General features: G+C 38.5%; 17 protein-coding genes and 1 other RNA gene. 11 read left to right on the top strand and 7 right to left on the bottom strand.

Going from position 1 to position 15,622, the window contains the following annotated elements; all coding sequences use genetic code 11:
• Positions 1–7 precede the first annotated feature (7 nt).
• Together ffs and AC4CUZ_RS10840 are read left to right on the top strand one after the other, a co-directional pair.
• Positions 8–104: signal recognition particle sRNA small type (gene ffs / locus AC4CUZ_RS10835), an RNA gene on the top strand.
• 33 nt (positions 105–137) lie between these two features.
• A complete protein-coding gene (locus tag AC4CUZ_RS10840; RefSeq protein ID WP_419381159.1) occupies positions 138–1,043 on the top strand; it encodes a hypothetical protein in 906 nt (301 codons plus the stop codon).
• Between the two features lie 7 nt (positions 1,044–1,050).
• Here the strand turns inward: AC4CUZ_RS10840 and AC4CUZ_RS10845 are convergent, their stop codons facing one another.
• Complete coding sequence (locus tag AC4CUZ_RS10845; protein ID WP_001040037.1) at positions 1,051–1,983, bottom strand: IS5-like element ISAha2 family transposase; 933 nt, start codon at positions 1,981–1,983, stop codon at positions 1,051–1,053.
• A gap of 97 nt (positions 1,984–2,080) precedes the next feature.
• Between AC4CUZ_RS10845 and AC4CUZ_RS10850 the strand changes: the two genes are divergently transcribed.
• Complete coding sequence (locus AC4CUZ_RS10850; protein ID WP_490747580.1) at positions 2,081–2,413, top strand: hypothetical protein; 333 nt, start codon at positions 2,081–2,083, stop codon at positions 2,411–2,413.
• A 109-nt stretch (positions 2,414–2,522) separates the two neighbouring features.
• Here AC4CUZ_RS10850 and AC4CUZ_RS10855 read toward each other — a convergent pair whose 3' ends face one another.
• From AC4CUZ_RS10855 to AC4CUZ_RS10870, 4 genes are all read right to left on the bottom strand, one after another.
• Complete coding sequence (locus AC4CUZ_RS10855) at positions 2,523–3,128, bottom strand: regulatory protein RecX (protein ID WP_078388774.1); 606 nt, start codon at positions 3,126–3,128, stop codon at positions 2,523–2,525.
• Positions 3,129–3,233: 105 nt separating this feature from the next.
• Complete coding sequence (recA, locus tag AC4CUZ_RS10860; protein WP_005401034.1) at positions 3,234–4,277, bottom strand: recombinase RecA; 1,044 nt, start codon at positions 4,275–4,277, stop codon at positions 3,234–3,236.
• Between the two features lie 114 nt (positions 4,278–4,391).
• Positions 4,392–4,835 carry an RNA-binding S4 domain-containing protein gene (locus AC4CUZ_RS10865; protein ID WP_004696588.1) on the bottom strand — a complete coding sequence of 148 codons (444 nt, stop codon included), beginning with the start codon at positions 4,833–4,835 and terminating at the stop codon, positions 4,392–4,394.
• The gene (locus AC4CUZ_RS10870) at positions 4,828–5,502 is read right to left on the bottom strand and encodes an HAD-IA family hydrolase (protein ID WP_078388775.1); all 675 of its coding nucleotides are present in this window, start codon (positions 5,500–5,502) and stop codon (positions 4,828–4,830) included. The genes AC4CUZ_RS10865 and AC4CUZ_RS10870 overlap by 8 nt, the downstream gene beginning before the upstream one ends.
• Before the next feature lie 667 nt (positions 5,503–6,169).
• On the opposite strand from AC4CUZ_RS10870, the gene AC4CUZ_RS10875 reads away from it, so the two are divergent.
• From AC4CUZ_RS10875 to AC4CUZ_RS10895, 5 genes are all read left to right on the top strand, one after another.
• Positions 6,170–6,415: a hypothetical protein gene (locus AC4CUZ_RS10875; RefSeq protein ID WP_078388776.1), complete on the top strand. Its 246-nt coding sequence runs from the start codon at positions 6,170–6,172 to the stop codon at positions 6,413–6,415.
• 51 nt (positions 6,416–6,466) lie between these two features.
• Positions 6,467–7,289 (top strand): IS5 family transposase gene (locus tag AC4CUZ_RS10880; RefSeq protein ID WP_087554504.1). Its coding sequence is split into 2 segments (ribosomal slippage): positions 6,467–6,847 and positions 6,849–7,289, totalling 822 coding nucleotides; the frame shifts between segments, so codons are not numbered across the junction.
• A gap of 332 nt (positions 7,290–7,621) precedes the next feature.
• Positions 7,622–7,873, top strand: coding sequence for a hypothetical protein (locus AC4CUZ_RS10885; RefSeq protein WP_279690765.1), 252 nt, complete (start codon positions 7,622–7,624; stop codon positions 7,871–7,873).
• 498 nt (positions 7,874–8,371) lie between these two features.
• Positions 8,372–9,226 carry a 3'(2'),5'-bisphosphate nucleotidase CysQ family protein gene (locus tag AC4CUZ_RS10890; RefSeq protein WP_078388777.1) on the top strand — a complete coding sequence of 285 codons (855 nt, stop codon included), beginning with the start codon at positions 8,372–8,374 and terminating at the stop codon, positions 9,224–9,226.
• 54 nt (positions 9,227–9,280) lie between these two features.
• Complete coding sequence (locus AC4CUZ_RS10895) at positions 9,281–10,012, top strand: histidine phosphatase family protein (RefSeq protein ID WP_078388778.1); 732 nt, start codon at positions 9,281–9,283, stop codon at positions 10,010–10,012.
• A gap of 134 nt (positions 10,013–10,146) precedes the next feature.
• Here AC4CUZ_RS10895 and AC4CUZ_RS10900 read toward each other — a convergent pair whose 3' ends face one another.
• Positions 10,147–10,587 carry a hypothetical protein gene (locus AC4CUZ_RS10900; RefSeq protein ID WP_058869816.1) on the bottom strand — a complete coding sequence of 147 codons (441 nt, stop codon included), beginning with the start codon at positions 10,585–10,587 and terminating at the stop codon, positions 10,147–10,149.
• A gap of 413 nt (positions 10,588–11,000) precedes the next feature.
• On the opposite strand from AC4CUZ_RS10900, the gene AC4CUZ_RS10905 reads away from it, so the two are divergent.
• Positions 11,001–13,673, top strand: coding sequence for a M66 family metalloprotease (locus AC4CUZ_RS10905; RefSeq protein ID WP_419381294.1), 2,673 nt, complete (start codon positions 11,001–11,003; stop codon positions 13,671–13,673).
• Between the two features lie 234 nt (positions 13,674–13,907).
• On the opposite strand, the gene rpsT is transcribed toward AC4CUZ_RS10905, so the two are convergent.
• Positions 13,908–14,174, bottom strand: coding sequence for a 30S ribosomal protein S20 (rpsT, locus tag AC4CUZ_RS10910; RefSeq protein WP_078388780.1), 267 nt, complete (start codon positions 14,172–14,174; stop codon positions 13,908–13,910).
• Positions 14,175–14,387: 213 nt separating this feature from the next.
• Between rpsT and AC4CUZ_RS10915 the strand changes: the two genes are divergently transcribed.
• A complete protein-coding gene (locus AC4CUZ_RS10915; protein WP_094148188.1) occupies positions 14,388–15,053 on the top strand; it encodes a Rossmann-fold NAD(P)-binding domain-containing protein in 666 nt (221 codons plus the stop codon).
• Between the two features lie 8 nt (positions 15,054–15,061).
• Complete coding sequence (rraA, locus tag AC4CUZ_RS10920; protein WP_004696606.1) at positions 15,062–15,574, top strand: ribonuclease E activity regulator RraA; 513 nt, start codon at positions 15,062–15,064, stop codon at positions 15,572–15,574.
• The last annotated feature ends 48 nt before the right edge of the window (positions 15,575–15,622 follow it).

Here is a 15,622-nt window from a genome sequence, read left to right on the forward strand (position 1 = left end):
GTAGCCCTGCCGGTTACTTCGCAATTGTACTCTACGAACCCCGCCAGGACCGGAAGGTAGCAACGGTAGTAGAAATATGATGTGCCGAAGTCTTGCTGGTAGGGTTGCCACCAGTTTTATAAATAAAAAGAATAAAAATGAAAGACTACTATGGCATTGATGCAGGTCTAGTTGTAAGTATTGAATCCTCTGAGAAAGTGAAAAGTATTCTGCTTTTTCTTCTATTTTTTGCAATTACCACTATTTTTATCTATTTCTCAATTCTATATTTTATTTCAAATGGTTTTTTAAATTATATTGCCATAGGCTTTGTTGTATCTTGTCTCTGTGTTTTATTCTGCATTTTTTATTTGTTGCTTGAAAGCATAAATACCGAAATTGTTTTTAATGAAGATCATCTTCTCTATCGTAAAGTTTTCACTGTTAAAAAAGTGCTCTATAGTGAAATAAAAGGCTATGAAATTTTATCTTTTAGAAAAAGAAGTCGTTTGCTACTGATTGATCAGCATCATCAAATCGTTAATATTAGTTCAGATTTTGAGTCATATAAAAGAATTTGTAATATGTTCATGGCACATTTTGAAGATATTGAGGTTGTTAATAAACGAGAGCAAGAACAAAATTTTATACAAGAACATACAAAAAATATTTCCAGTGAACAGCAACAAAAATATTTAAAATATGCATTAAGATTTAGAAAAATTTTAGATGTATTGACGGTTATTATTTTCTTTTTAGCCCCTATATTTGATTGGTCAGATCTTTTATTTCATGGTATGGCTTTGGTTTATCTATACCTTAGTTATCCAAAGCATCATAATTTTTATATTATTTATATGCAAAAGGCTAAAATCTCTACAGAAGTGCTGTCTTTTCTGATTATGCTTGTATGCAATTATTTATTTCTTAGGGGTATTATCCAGCATTACGATTTAGCTTTTTTATTTTATTCATTGATATGCATGAGCTTTCTATTATCTTCTCTATATATTGTATTGGCTTTGTTGCACAAAGATTTAAAAGATAACACTCTGCTCATTTGAACAGAATTCAAGTGACAACTTGGGTATGAGGACGACCTAATTCTGTAAATTTGTTCAATACGGCTATGCGTGCATGAATCTCATTCACCTGACTAGAAAAACTCCTTGCTGTTAATTTATCACCTAATAGTTTGATGCAATGCATCTTGGTTTCAACTAAACTTCGACGATGATAACCAGACCATTTTTTCCAAAGCGTTCTTCCTAAACGTTTAACTGTTTTCAGTAACTCATTCCGCTCTAAAGATCTCAATTTCTGATCTTTCCATGGTTTTGCATTTTTTCTTGGCGGAATGAGCGCATGTGCATCTCGATCTAGAATGACTTGTCTGCAGTGCTTCGTGTCATAAGCACCATCGGTATAGACCGAATCAATTCGTTCATCTAAGGGAATTTGAGCAAGTAAATCACCGAGTACTTGCGAATCGCTCACATTATTTGTAGTAAGCTGTACTGCACGTATTTGCAAGGTTTCAGCATCGATGCCAATATGAAGCTTACGCCATTGGCGACGATATTCAGGTCCATGTTTCTTACGTTTCCACTCACCTTCACCTAGAAACTTTAAGCCAGTTGAGTCGACGAGTAGATGTAGCCCATCACTACTTTTTTGATAGCTAATCGCAATATCAATATGTTTTTGTCTTCGACAAAGCGTACTGTAATCTGGTGCGGTCCAATTTAATCCACAAAGTTTAATCAGACTTTGAACAAAACCTGTGACCATGCGTAAAGAGAGTCTAAATAAAGATTTGATCATTAAACAGCATTGAATAGCCGTATCGGAGTAAGTTTGATTTCGACCTTGCTTGTTTTGTGGTTGTGCATACCACTGAGTGTTTGGATCAAACCAAATGGAAATGTTGCCCCGATTAATGAGAGCGCGATTATAGGAAGACCAGTTGGTTGTACGATAAGTTTTAGGAGTAGGTTTATTCATTTTGAAATTATAGGACTGAATAAACCTTATAGGCTAGGTTTGTGCAACAAAGCCTATTGTATTTAAAAAGAAGTTTGCTCAGAAAATGAAGCGGCAAATGATCATGGTGATCGCACTTGCTATACCTGTTGTTGGTATTTATTCTGCGAGTTTGGTGCGTATTGTGAATAGCATAAATGATAATAGTATTTTAAGTTCTCAAGATGTGCAGGTCGTAAATAAGGAGAAGAGCGAGGGTGTTTGGAGAGTAGGCGCGCGTCGTCATTCGCTTTCGCATTATTATTTAGATGTACGAATGTCTGATGGTGCGGTACAGTGTGTCAAAGTGAGATCTGGTGACTACTATAATACAAATGTTGATGGTGGTTATAAGATGACACTACATAAAGGTAACTTAGGCATTACTTGGTCAGCTTATGAGCTGCAGTAAATTAGATTTTAGTATTTAAGGTTTAATAGCTGATAAGCTTGTTTACGTTTTCTTGATATAGCTAGATGACAGATCAATCATGTGTGGGCCAGTGCAGGTAAATAGCCGTTTAATCTTCAATTTTTCTCGAAATGGCTTTCATAATCGCGTCCATTTCAAAGCCACGGTACATTAAAAAACGGATTTGTTTGGCTTTTAGTTTTGGATCTGTTGCGACCTCAGTTCCATACTTTCTAACTTTGAGTTGATAGGCTTGTTCGACCCAATCCGTTTCTTTCAATTCTTCTAAAATTAAACCAGTGTCAATCTTTTTGGTTTTTAGCGCCATTTTAATGCGATTAGGACCTTTGCCTTTACGCTTTTGGCTCGATAGCATGATCTCAGCTACGCGTTGATCACTCTGATAGTTTTGTGCTGAAAGCTCTTCAACCAGTGTAATCACTTCTTCACGGTGCATCGCCCATGTAGCCAGTTTTTCAATCAATTCTGCTTTTGAATATTCCTTACGTGTTAATACAGCAAAGGCATAAGAGCGTAGACGGGAACCTGTTAAACCTGTGGGTTTGGGCTGATTCTCTTCATCAAAATCTAAAGCATCATCAGTTTCTTGTGTTACCTGCGTGTGGCAGTATTGAGTAGCAGGGGATTCTTCCTCGCCAAATTGTTGTTTGAGAGCATCGTAGTCAAGGAGTTTGGGAAATTTTGAATTAGGCATAATTGGGTATGAAGTAGATCTGAATAAACAAAACGCCCCGTAGGGCGTTCTTAGTGTAAGCCTAAATGTCGTGTAATAACATTTAATCTTTTTCGATACTTTTAATTAAGCATCTAAAAAGTCTGGCTCTTCTTCATTCTCTTCTACAGGCGCAGCGTTTGCAGTCGTCAGTAGTTTTTCTCGAATGATTTTCTCAATGGTTTCAGCCAACTGAGGGTTTTCTTCAAGGTGACGGATCACATTGTTTTTACCTTGACCGATTTTGTCACCTTGGTATGAATACCAAGCACCTGCTTTTTGTACGATTTCTTGTTGAACAGCTAAGTCTACGAGTTCGCCCAAGTGGTTGACGCCTTTACCATATAAAATTTGGAAGAGCGCTTCACGGAATGGAGGTGCCATTTTGTTTTTGACAACTTTTACTTTGGTTTCAGAACCAACGATTTCATCGCCTTCTTTGACCTGACCTACGCGACGAATGTCTAAACGCACAGACGCATAGAATTTCAACGCATTACCACCAGTCGTGGTTTCAGGGCTACCAAACATTACACCAATTTTCATACGAATTTGGTTAATGAAAATCACCATACAGTTTGAGCGTTTTGCATTACCTGTAATTTTACGTAATGCTTGGCTCATTAAACGTGCTTGGAGACCCATGTGTGAGTCGCCCATTTCACCTTCAATTTCAGCACGTGGTGTCAATGCTGCAACAGAGTCGACAACGATGAGGTCAATAGCACCAGAGCGAACTAGCATGTCTGCAATTTCAAGTGCTTGTTCACCATGGTCCGGCTGAGAAACCAAGAGATTGTCAATATCTACGCCAAGTTTACGCGCATACTGTGGGTCTAAAGCGTGTTCTGCATCGATAAATGCACATGTACCACCTGCTTTTTGACATTCGGCAATCGCTTGTAAAGTCATGGTTGTTTTACCTGAAGATTCAGGACCATAAATCTCAACGATACGACCTTTCGGTAAGCCGCCAATGCCTAGAGCAATATCAAGTGTCAAAGAACCCGTTGATACCGCTTCAACAGCTTGTACGGTGTTATCGCCAAGACGCATTACTGTGTTTTTACCAAACTGCTTTTCAATTTGGCTTAGCGCAGCATTGAGCGCCTTGCTTTTATTATCATCCATCTTACAACCTCAAAACGATGTCACGGATATTTACTGAATATGCTCAGTATAGTGACAGATTTAGTCTGTATCTTCTATAAAAGTCAGATCGTGTGCGACACAATATGACGCATGTCATTCATCATCATTATAAGACCAATATTGGTCAAATTGTTGATCATTTTCTTGTCTAAACTTACTGATATCGCGTCGGTCTTTTTTACTTGGACGATGATCAGGTCGAGCTAGATTATGCAACTTTCTTTGGCTTGCAATCAATTCCCGTCGTGTAATACTGACTTCAGTTTCTTCATATAATTTTTGTGCAACAGGAGCGGGGCCACGCACGTCAGAGAGTTCTTTGATCACTACGGTTTTCTTGTCAATACCTTGTTGTATGGTGAGTTCCATTCCAACCCGAACTTCTCTCGACACTTTGACACGTTCGCCATTGTGGTGAACTTTGCCCCCCTCAATTGCATTTTTGGCAATGGAGCGCGTTTTAAAAAAGCGTGCTGCCCATAACCATTTGTCAATGCGCATGCCTACAGCATCTTCCGCTAAAGTGGATTTACGCATATCTGGCCGTGACCTCAGCTTGCTCTAAATAAGGAATTAAATCGGTGAGCTGATTTAAGATCGGATAAGGGCTGGATGTCTTGCTTTGACCTAGTGATGAGGGTTGAGCAATGGTAAATAGGCTTTGAATACCATAACTTTCAGCACCCTTTAGTACTTTTTCAGTGTCATCGATAAAGTAACACTGTGTGGCTGCAAAAGGATGGCGTTCATGGAGACGTTGCCAGAACTCAGTAAATTCCTTGGCGTGGCCGAGAGTTTCACTGCTAATAATGACATCAAAATATGAGGCCAGTTTCGTGTGTTCGAGTTTGAACTTGAGTCCCTCGCAGTCAGCATTAGTGGCAAGCCAGCAAGGGTAGCCGTTACTTTTTAAATAGTCGAGAAGTTCAAGACAGCCTTCACGTAGGCTAACTTTATGCTTAAATTCCTGCTGTAAGGCGAGTGTATCTACGCCGACTTTGGCTGTCCAAAAGCGTGTAGAATACCAATTGAGTGTGTGATTATGGGCTTGATAAAACTGAAACAGCGCTTGAGTACTTTGTTCTAAAGAGCACTGGTGTTGTTCAGCATAACGGATAGGAAGCTGATGATTCCAAATAAAATCATCATAGGCAAGATCCAGTAATGTACCGTCCATATCAAAAATGATAATTGGCTTTTCCACTCAAAAAATCTCCAATGTTTCAAAGTTCAGCAATCGCGATAGAAAACAGTTAACAACAGATTTAGCAGTTTTGCTTTATGCAAATATGGCGTAATTATAGCGTATAGCTGCATAAGATGACGGATTTGCATAGCCCATTGTCAAAAATTGAAGAATACGGGATCTCAATTTTTTAAGTAAGAGTATATAAGATGTGTTAATCGCACATTGATCCACAACAATATTGAACTTCAGCATAAGAAATGATTCACCTTATGGAGAAGGAAGAGTTTTTGTAAACATCCGATGAGAGCGCCTAGCGCTGTCATTATTATGGAAAATCTCCACTGTTGCTGCTGACCTAAATCAGCCATGGATTACAACGGACAGCATCATTGGTTTTGTCAGCTTTTCAGTACTACTTAGCTATTCGGCTCTCATGTCTATTTCATCAAATGTTCATTTTATATTGATACCATTAACACCACCTGAGGGTGGTTTTTATGTTTGAAGCTAAATTTAAACCACTTCAGCTGGTGGAGAAAGGTTGGCTGTATTTAGCGGATTAATGCGATAAACGTAAGTTTTCTGACAAAAATGAAAATAAAAAAAAGTGGTTTTGCTGGTTATTTACACAAGAATCGGTTAAAAAAGATGTGGCGAATGAGAATAAAATAGAGAGGAATGGATGAGTGAATTAAATTTAGATTTTTTAGATGAAACCTTGGATAAATATGAAGCAAAAGGTAAGAAAAAGGCCATTAAAAAAATCCGTATTGGTTATATGCTCTATGCAAAGTTTATGTCGAATAAAAAATTTGCAGAAAATGTAATGAGTTCATCTTTAGATCCAAATAAGCGGACTTATCGTAATATCAAGATTAAAATTACGCATGATGAATATGAGTTAACCTTTTTACGTAATGATGATTAAGTATTGAAATAGATCTCTTGCGAAAGTAAAAACCACCTCAATATAAATTTCATGAGATATCAGAAATTAAATCGTTTTTCAGATTCTGAATTCAAACGCTTGGTTGGCGTACCTCGACAAGTTTTTACTGAAATGGTAGAGGTTTTAGAAAAAGCAGAATCACTCAAAAAGAAATCAGGTCGTCCTCATACTTTAGATATAGAGGATCAGTTGTTATTAACTCTCAATTACTTACGGAACTACAGCACTCAACTGGAATTAGCGGCAAATTACCATATCGCTGAAAGTAATGTGAATCGAACCATTAAAAAGGTTGAAGATGCATTGATGAAATCAAGACGTTTTACTCTGCCAAAACGAAGCATTACCACAGCAGACGAACACTTTAACTGGGTCATTATTGATGCGACAGAATGTTCAATAGAACGTCCGAAAAAAAAATCAGAGTAAGTTCTACAGTGGTAAAAAGAAGAAACATACGCTAAAAGCACAAGTGATCTATCATCCGAACAGCAAACAAATCATAGGGCTAGATATATCGAATGGCAGTCAGCATGATATTAAATTGGCAAGAAAAACGGTTAAGAAATTCAAACATTGTGAATATGTTATGACCGATTTAGGGTACTACGGATTAGAGCAAGATGGCTTTAAATTATTGATGCCAATAAAGAAAAAGAAGAATTTACCCTTATTTGATGTTGAGAAAAGGTACAATAAAATGATTGGAAAAATACGAGTTGTGATCGAACACATTAATAGTCAATTGAAAACATTTAGAATATTAAGTGAACGCTATCGAAATAGACGGAAAAGATTCGGTTTACGCATTAACTTAATTGCTGCACTCGTAAACCGGATAAACTTGCAATAATGACTTTCGCAAGAGATCTATTGTGTTAAAAAACCTTAAGGTTTCATTTATTTGAAATATTTGAGCTGTAGAGTGTGTGACATAAAGCAATGAAAATATAATGATTAGATGATGTTTGTGCAGTTAAGCCTGTTTATTTGGAGAGAGGTAAACAGGTTTTTTATTATAATAACTTTCTGGTCTGAGTGATTACAGACAAAAAGCCCGATTTGTTTTCATACTGATCGGGCTTTTATTTTTCTATTGAAATGAAAATAGTGAGAAAGATGATTTCTGACATCTTTTGATCATATTATTTATGGATAATCTTTTTTATTTTGAGTTGCTTCGATATGTCAATTGTTACTGCAAATGAACTAGACGATATTCTAAAAGAATTAATTTCCAAAAATAAAAATCCTGAAAAGATTTTGATTGGTTATAAAGCATATAGCGAGCTTATGAATGACCGAAAGTTTTTGCATGAAGTCGCTAGTTCGGCTATGGATCCGAATAAAAGAAAGTATCAAAAGATTAAGATCAAAGTGACGCAGGATGAGTATCAATTAGAAGTGAAGTGTTCAGATAAAAATGAGTCGCTGTAAAGTAATTTAAAAAAACTGCAGGGATACCGCATTTTTTTAATTGATGTATTTGAAATACAGGTTTATACTATACTCGAAATTAAAGCGCTGTAGCTTTTCTTGTTTTATATCCCACGCTCCCATGCGTGGGATTTTTTTGCGCGATGATTTTTCCTAAAGTAATCACTTGGATGTATAAAGCTGAAAAGAAATTAAGAGTAAGCACAAATTAGAAACGGTCAGCTTGTGACTTTCTCTGGTCTCAATATTTAAGGTGTGGGTAAAGGTAAAGTCAGGTTGATTGGACTACTCAACCCAAAGTCAAAAGAAGAATTGGAATTGAGTGATATTTCCTGAGTGTCTTAGGCGTATAATATTTTTAAGGCAGTGTTGAAAAAAGTGTTCACGTGTTCTCACTTTGAGGTGACAGCATACCGTTGAATACAAGGCGATGAGAATGCTGCTATCCCAATAGATGAACTTCTCGATCTATAACTTAATGAATAAAAAGGCGGTCTCATGTTTAAGCCCACAACTGCACCTCAAGATGCACTGATATTGCAACTTGTACCGATTGTGACTCAAGCGTGCGAGATTTTGCGAGAGGAGTATCAAGCTTATGTTGCAGGTGGTGATTTTACAGTTGAACGAAAATCCGATCATTCACCTGTCACGCAAGCTGACTATCGTGTCAATCAATTTATTACCGATGCTTTAAACAAAGCCTTTCCTCATTTGCCTGTTCTTTCTGAAGAAGGGCAGCATGTGCATAGACAGCAGTGGCAGTCTTTTTGGATGCTTGATCCCTTAGATGGTACGAAAGAATTTTTGCATCAACGTCCAGAATTCACTATCAATCTCAGTCTTATCGAGGGTGCGCATACAACTTTTGCGGTGTTGGCTATTCCTTGTGAACAGCAAGTTTACTTCTGTCCACTACACGGTCAGCCGTTAAAATACAATATGGAAAAAGACGTATGGTCTGAATATGCTCCAGTTGAAAACCACAGTGCTGTTCAAGTCGGCTTAAGTCAAAGTAGTCAGAGTAAGCCGCAGTATCAAGTATATTTAGAGCAGTTGGAAAAACTTACGCCTATTCAAGAGTATCGCGCAGGGAGTGCATATAAGTTCTGCATGGTGTTAGAAGACCGAGTCGATATTTACCCGCGCTTTCACCCAACGAGTGAGTGGGATACCAGTGCTGGACAGTGTTTATTAGAGCGAATCGGTGGTGGTTTGGTTGATTTTCAGGGACGACCATTCGTATATAACCAAAGATTGAGTTTATTGAATGGCGGTTTTATTGCATATCGAAATAACGATATGAAAAAACTGGCATTACAAGCACTTGAACTAATGCCTTCGTCGGCTTGAGCTAAAAACTGAGCGTGCTATAGTGTTTTTTGAATTATTGAGTTGCTAGTGATTATGGCCTTAGAGTTACTCCCGCCTAGTATGTTGAAGGCAATCGATTTATTGCCAGATGCAAAAACGCCAGTGACGTTGTTTACACGTCATTCCATTCGTGAAGTTGTTACGGGTCAGGGGCTTGCAGGCTATGATTTACAGTTGACGCATCAAGGGCGCGATTTGGCACAGGCATGGGGTTCCTATCTGATCGATAATACGGATCGAGTGATACAACACTGTATTTCTAGCCCAATTCAACGTTGTATTGATACCGCTGCGCTAATGATTCAAGGGGCAGATGGACAAACCCTTGAGCCAAATACCCACCGTATTGAAATTATCGAACAAGGTTTATTGGTTGAGCCAGGCAGTTTTGTTTTGGATATTAAGCAAGCTGGGCCTTATTTTCAGCGTCAAGGTGCTCTAGGATTTATTAATAGCTTTGTTAATAATGCCTTACCCGGTATGAAGCATCCGATTCATGGCGTCGTAGATGTATTGGAGCTTATATATAACACGCATCCGAACAACCCTTATGGTTTGAGCCTTGCGGTCAGTCATGACACGATTTTAGCTGCGATTTTGGCGGTTATTTCAGGGCGCACGATTGTGACCAAAGAAGACTGGCCGAAAATGATGGAAGGTCTTTTTGTGTGGTTTGAGGGAGATGTGTTTTTGGAATCAAAATTGAAATGGATTTGGCGCGGAGAAATGAATGAACTGAATATTCATGAATTTCAAAATCTGTAAGTGATTTGTTTATTAATAAAAATCAGCTATAAATCTCGTTTCTTCATTTAGACAGTTGTTTGAACGAAAAAAGAATATACGAGATTTATAGATCGATCATTCGTCAACCTTATTAAATGCTATATCGCATCAGTTTAAATTTTTGCTTTGAGTCGATTGGGAAAATCGAGCAAGTCGATACTTAGGCCTTCATCATTTAAAGGCCATAATGATGTATTCACTGCTACGCTGTGCTGATGAATGCGATTGTATTTATCTGCAGCAATGAGTGTGGCAATCTCATGATTCGAAAGGGTATATGCATTGACAACATCGGCTGGATATTGAGTACGGTCATAAAACTCAGCTTCGCTTTCCCCTTGGTGTAGTGCAAAAATACGTTCAATTGCAGGCAAATAGACGCCATAGCCTAACCACGCATCAACGCCCTGAGAAGCCTGAATTTCTGCGGTTCCACGCATATTTGAGATGACTTTGGCGAGTATGTCTTTTTCACCTTTGGCATGAAAATACTCAATATATTGTTGTTCTGTCAGTTGGAATTTTTCAAGTGTTGGAAGAAATTTATTAATCATGCTATTCCCCAGTAGAACATTCTATGTGGTTTCATTATAAGAAAACAGAATACCATAATTTATTTATGGGATTTTAATTTTAATCATTTTGGATTTAAAAATTAAAATAAGTTACATGCTTACAAAGAAAATTAATTGAAATATATTTTTTTTATTGATTGATAAATATTGGCACTATATTGGTGCAAATTTAAATGTATAACTCATCATTATTTTTCATAAATTCAAGCCCTGTCACAGAACTTTTATTTTTCGGGCATTAGTTTCAAGACCGATAAAAAATATGTCCTGAAGTGACAAATTATGTAAATTGAATATGTATAGAAAATAGTGTTAAATAATTAAGCTTTTGATTTATATAAATTATTAATGGTTTTTTAATTTTTTATTTGTGACTATTTTGGGGGGAAGATGTGAAAAGTGTGAATGAGTTCTTGTATTGCAAGCTAAGTCTTTGCGTTGTAACACTGATGTTAGCTGCGTGTGGTGGAGAAAGTGGAACCGAAAACTCTACAACGTCTGTAGTGAAAACCTATGCTGAACCTACACAGGATGTGGCTGATGGAAATACATTGGGTTATTTTGATTACGATGCAAACTCAAGAACACGTATGATACGAAATGACTTAACTGGTAACTTCGAAGCAATGCTGCAATTTGGTCAGAGTCATGTGGTTGATCCAAATGGTAATGAAAGTAAAAAAATGCCGCGTCTGACGATGGAAAAAGAAGCGCTATTGTTAGTTACGCCAACTGATAGCATGGGGAAAATTGATGGTCTGAGTGCTGATATTTACATGAATAATCAGTTGCTCCGCACAGTTACATTTAACGATCCAACTCAGATTCCTCAGTCTGATCAAACCAATACCGATGAGCGTGCGCGTGTGCAATATAGTAAGCGTGCGTGGAGTGCTCAACTCAATTGGGATGAAATACGTCCAGGTTTGCGTATTCAGCTCAAAGATTCTCTTGGACGTCAGGGGCAAATTGCGGAAGATAAAATTGATTTTGCCTCTCCGGGAGAGTTGGTCTTAAATAATATTCGTATCGGCATGTTAACTGCTCCCCCTGTTTTCAATGGTCACTATATGCTGAATGATCCTGTTCGGGCAGGTTCAGATTACTTTCAAACGATTCCAGCTGCTGAAATGACCGTTGCAAAATATGATGATATTCAGTTGGATCGCGTCATGATTGCAGACGGGACGATTTACGATACTGCAAGTGCCAGCCAAGGTGGGGTTTATGAGGGTGACATGCGTGAAAACGTGGGTAAGTCGACATTTAGCGTGGGCATTAACCTAGCAAACTGGGGCATTACCAGTGCTTCGATGGCAAGTCAAAATCAGCCTCAATTAACTCAAACAGTAGTTGCACACCATAGTCGTGGAAAATATGCCAATGGCGAAATTAGCCATGGTTTAAGTGGTGGTAACGGCATGCTGACGTTGTATGATTCAGTTGGCAACGAGTTTAGTCATGAAATTGGACACCACTATGGACTGGGGCATTATCCTGGGCAGGAGGGTGATAACCAGTTCTGGACTTCACATCATGCGGATAGTGGTTGGGGTTATATTCCCTATCGCAATATGATGCGGGGTAATTTGACTTGGAATAATAAGGATTTATGGGCTGCCTCTACAGGAATTGCAAACTTCTTAGCTTTATATCCACATAGCCGAGATGCAATGTCTGGTGGTTATGCATCAAGCTCAGTTTCACGTTATACCCACTATACGGGCTATAGCACTTATTTAAAAATTCAACCGCATTTTAACCGCTATGTGTGGGACAAGACTTCACCTACAGGCTATAAAAAATGGAATGAAGTCACACGGCAGATGGAAGTGGTTCAGCCTACTATGCCAGATTCTGCTGCACCTGTTTGGTATCAACCAAAGCAAAACTATTTACGCCCACGTGTCTTTGGTGAGCCTGTAGTGACCATTTTGGGTGGCTATGACCCTGTTGCAAAGGTTGGGCTACTATATCCTGCAGCACGTTCAAATTGGGGTAATGTCTATGATTTACCCGCTGCAAATACTGCGTTAAATCAGGATACATGTTGGTTAAATGTACAGTATCCAAATACGGTGACTAATATTGCACTGGCTCCAACACGATTAGGTAGTAATGCCAATAAATTACATGTCAATTTAGCGCTTGCAGATTATCCTCAAAAAGTTGATTTATATTGTAAGCAGGCCAATGCTGCTGCCAAATTATTATCGACGACAGTGATTCCCCAATATGCTACGGCTATTACACCTGCAGTTAAGATTGGTAAAGCACAGGGTTATAAAACCTTACGCGATGTAGAGTTGCCTTTACTTGAGCAAGAGCTACTGAATCAGGCGGCGAACAATATTAGTGTTTTGTCACCAAATGGCTCAATGCTTTATCAGTCTTATAAATCATATAAAAATGAGATGAGTTTGGCTGCACAGCAGGTACTTGAGCGTTATGAAGAGCAAGAAACTAGATGGGTGCGTTTAAATCGTTGGGTAAATGTTTATTATGATGATTTGGCCAAAGATGTACCTGCTGCGATTGATGCACTCAATGCTTTTATCAAACAGCTAGGTTTACAACAAGATGACCCACTTGCACAAAGTGGATTGTTCAAAAATAACAAGAATTGCTTGAAAACAGAGCTGGCATCTAACCAAAAAATGGATGTTTACATTAGTGGGCCGTCGGCTTGTACTGCTGATGATACCGAGCAGTGGGTTTATGACAGTTTAGGGCGTATCCACAGCAAAGCGGCTATGGGACAGTGTTTAACGGGGAATGGAGGAAGTGCGAAAGTCACCTTGACTGACTGTGTGGCGAATAATGCAGCACAAGTGTGGTCAATGGATGCCACGACGTCTGCTATTAAACAATCAGGACAGTGCTTAGATCTAAACTCGGGTAATTTGGTAAATAACCGTCAAATTGCAATTCGATATAGTTGCTCTGGAAATAATAATCAAAGATGGACAATGCTGAATCAAAATACAAGTATGATTTTGGCTGGGGCAACCTCAAAAAACATTGGTATTTTAGTGAAAAACTTGAAAACTCAATCTTTGAATTAAACCACTGCTCATCTGGCAAATGATTTAACATGAAATGAAAGGAGCTCCCTAAAAAGGGGGCTTTTTTTGTAAGTAGATGTTCTCGTGGGTGCCAGAGAGCACTTGCTAGATTTTATTTGAGTTTTAAGCTGTATTGTTAAGTCAGAGATGTATTGGAAAAGGTGTAGGCGTTAGAAGGTTCAAAAAATAGATACAAAAAAAGCCCTTTAAAAAGGGCTTTTTTTAATGCATAAATTAGTTAGCTAAAGCTTTAACTTGTGCATTTAAACGGCTCTTATGACGAGCAGCTTTGTTCTTATGGATGATGCCTTTATCAGCCATACGGTCGATTACTGGTACAGCAGTTTTGTATGCTTCAGAAGCAACTGCGTAATCACCAGCAGAGATAGCAGCTACTGTACGTTTGATGTAAGTACGAACCATAGAACGTAAGCTTGCGTTGTGTTTGCGTGCTTTAACGTTTTGACGAGCACGTTTTTTAGCTTGAGCAGAGTTTGCCACTCGTGCACTCCTTGAAATAGATTGGTCTGGGCGGGCTGAAATTCAAACTGAAAACCACATCAGAAGAACAATCACCAGCCCGTAAACAAGTGGCATATTTTGATTAATATACGCAGTGAAGTCAAGTCTTGACATGCTTTGACTATATTTAAGATACATAAAAATTCTAAAGAAAAGGTAAGATTAGCCATCTGCATGGGAGTTTGTATAAAAATGACACAAAATATAGAACAAGCCATTGTAATTGGAGCAACGGGTTTGGTGGGCTTAAACCTGATTCAACAATTACAACAACTGCCAAGTTGTAGCAAAATACTGGCTGTGGTCAGAAAGCATAATGTGCAGCTCGATCACTATGACAAAGTTCAGCAACTGGAGCTGGATGATTTTTTATTACTTAACCATGAAGATGTTCAGGGCTACAGTCATGCTTTTAGTTGTTTGGGGACGACTTTAAAGAAAGCTGGCTCAAAAGAGCAGTTTTATGCCATCGACTATGTGGTGAATGCACATTTTGCTGAGTTGTTTGTTTTGACCAAAACCCATTATGTGTTGATCAGTGCCTTGGGTGCGCAAGCCAATTCAAAAATTTTCTATAATCGCGTCAAAGGTGAGCTTGAAGAGACTATTAGAGGACTCGATTTATATAAGGTCAGTATTTTGCAGCCATCCTTACTGATCGGACAGCGTAATGAAGGTCGTATGTTGGAAGATATATTCCAAAAGGCTTATACCAAACTATCGCATTTTATACCAAAGCATTTTAAATATAAGCCAGTGACAGCAGAACAAGTGGCTCATACTATGGTCGAGGCTGCCCAAACGCAGACCGAGAAATTTGAAATATATGATAATTTACGCATACAAAAGACAAAATGAGGGGAAGTGTGGTGACGACAGCATTTGTGACATGCGATTTATTGGATGATCATCCTGAACTTGATTTACAAGTGGTCAGCCCATCAATGGATGGTAAGTTCTTTAAGAGCTATGGTGCGCGTAAAACCTTTGGTGGTCAGGTGGTTACGGTTAAATGCTTTGAAGATAACTCTCGGGTGAAAGAGCTGTTAGCAACAGATGGTACGGGTAAAGTATTGGTTGTGGATGGTGGCGCTTCGATGCGCTGTGCCTTGATGGGAGACTTAATTGCAGAGTCAGCAGTCAAAAATCACTGGAATGGTGTGGTGATTTATGGCTGTGTCCGTGATGTAGATGCGATTGCTGAACTGGATTTAGGGGTGCATGCTTTAGCCGCCATTCCACAAAAAAGTAATCGTAAGGGTGTAGGGGAAGTTGATATCAGCCTGCATTTTGGTGGTGTCACCATTCAATCAGGTCATTATCTCTATGCGGATAATAACGGTATTGTCATTGCAAAAGAAAAACTGGTCGATGCATAAGTAGCAACCAGACTCATAACAACATAAACAAAAGATATGGACGTGTAA

The organism is Acinetobacter sp. 789_lipA (assembly GCF_058242845.1).

Excerpts from the sequence above, each read along its gene's own strand:
- AC4CUZ_RS10840 (WP_419381159.1), top strand. The coding sequence starts at position 138 with ATGAAAGACTACTATGGCATTGATGCAGGTCTAGTTGTAAGTATTGAA.
- AC4CUZ_RS10845 (WP_001040037.1), bottom strand. The coding sequence starts at position 1,983 with ATGAATAAACCTACTCCTAAAACTTATCGTACAACCAACTGGTCTTCC.
- AC4CUZ_RS10850 (WP_490747580.1), top strand. The coding sequence starts at position 2,081 with ATGATCATGGTGATCGCACTTGCTATACCTGTTGTTGGTATTTATTCT.
- AC4CUZ_RS10855 (WP_078388774.1), bottom strand. The coding sequence starts at position 3,128 with ATGCCTAATTCAAAATTTCCCAAACTCCTTGACTACGATGCTCTCAAA.
- recA (WP_005401034.1), bottom strand. The coding sequence starts at position 4,277 with ATGGATGATAATAAAAGCAAGGCGCTCAATGCTGCGCTAAGCCAAATT.
- AC4CUZ_RS10865 (WP_004696588.1), bottom strand. The coding sequence starts at position 4,835 with ATGCGTAAATCCACTTTAGCGGAAGATGCTGTAGGCATGCGCATTGAC.
- AC4CUZ_RS10875 (WP_078388776.1), top strand. The coding sequence starts at position 6,170 with ATGAGTGAATTAAATTTAGATTTTTTAGATGAAACCTTGGATAAATAT.
- AC4CUZ_RS10885 (WP_279690765.1), top strand. The coding sequence starts at position 7,622 with ATGTCAATTGTTACTGCAAATGAACTAGACGATATTCTAAAAGAATTA.
- AC4CUZ_RS10890 (WP_078388777.1), top strand. The coding sequence starts at position 8,372 with ATGTTTAAGCCCACAACTGCACCTCAAGATGCACTGATATTGCAACTT.
- AC4CUZ_RS10895 (WP_078388778.1), top strand. The coding sequence starts at position 9,281 with ATGGCCTTAGAGTTACTCCCGCCTAGTATGTTGAAGGCAATCGATTTA.
- AC4CUZ_RS10900 (WP_058869816.1), bottom strand. The coding sequence starts at position 10,587 with ATGATTAATAAATTTCTTCCAACACTTGAAAAATTCCAACTGACAGAA.
- AC4CUZ_RS10915 (WP_094148188.1), top strand. The coding sequence starts at position 14,388 with ATGACACAAAATATAGAACAAGCCATTGTAATTGGAGCAACGGGTTTG.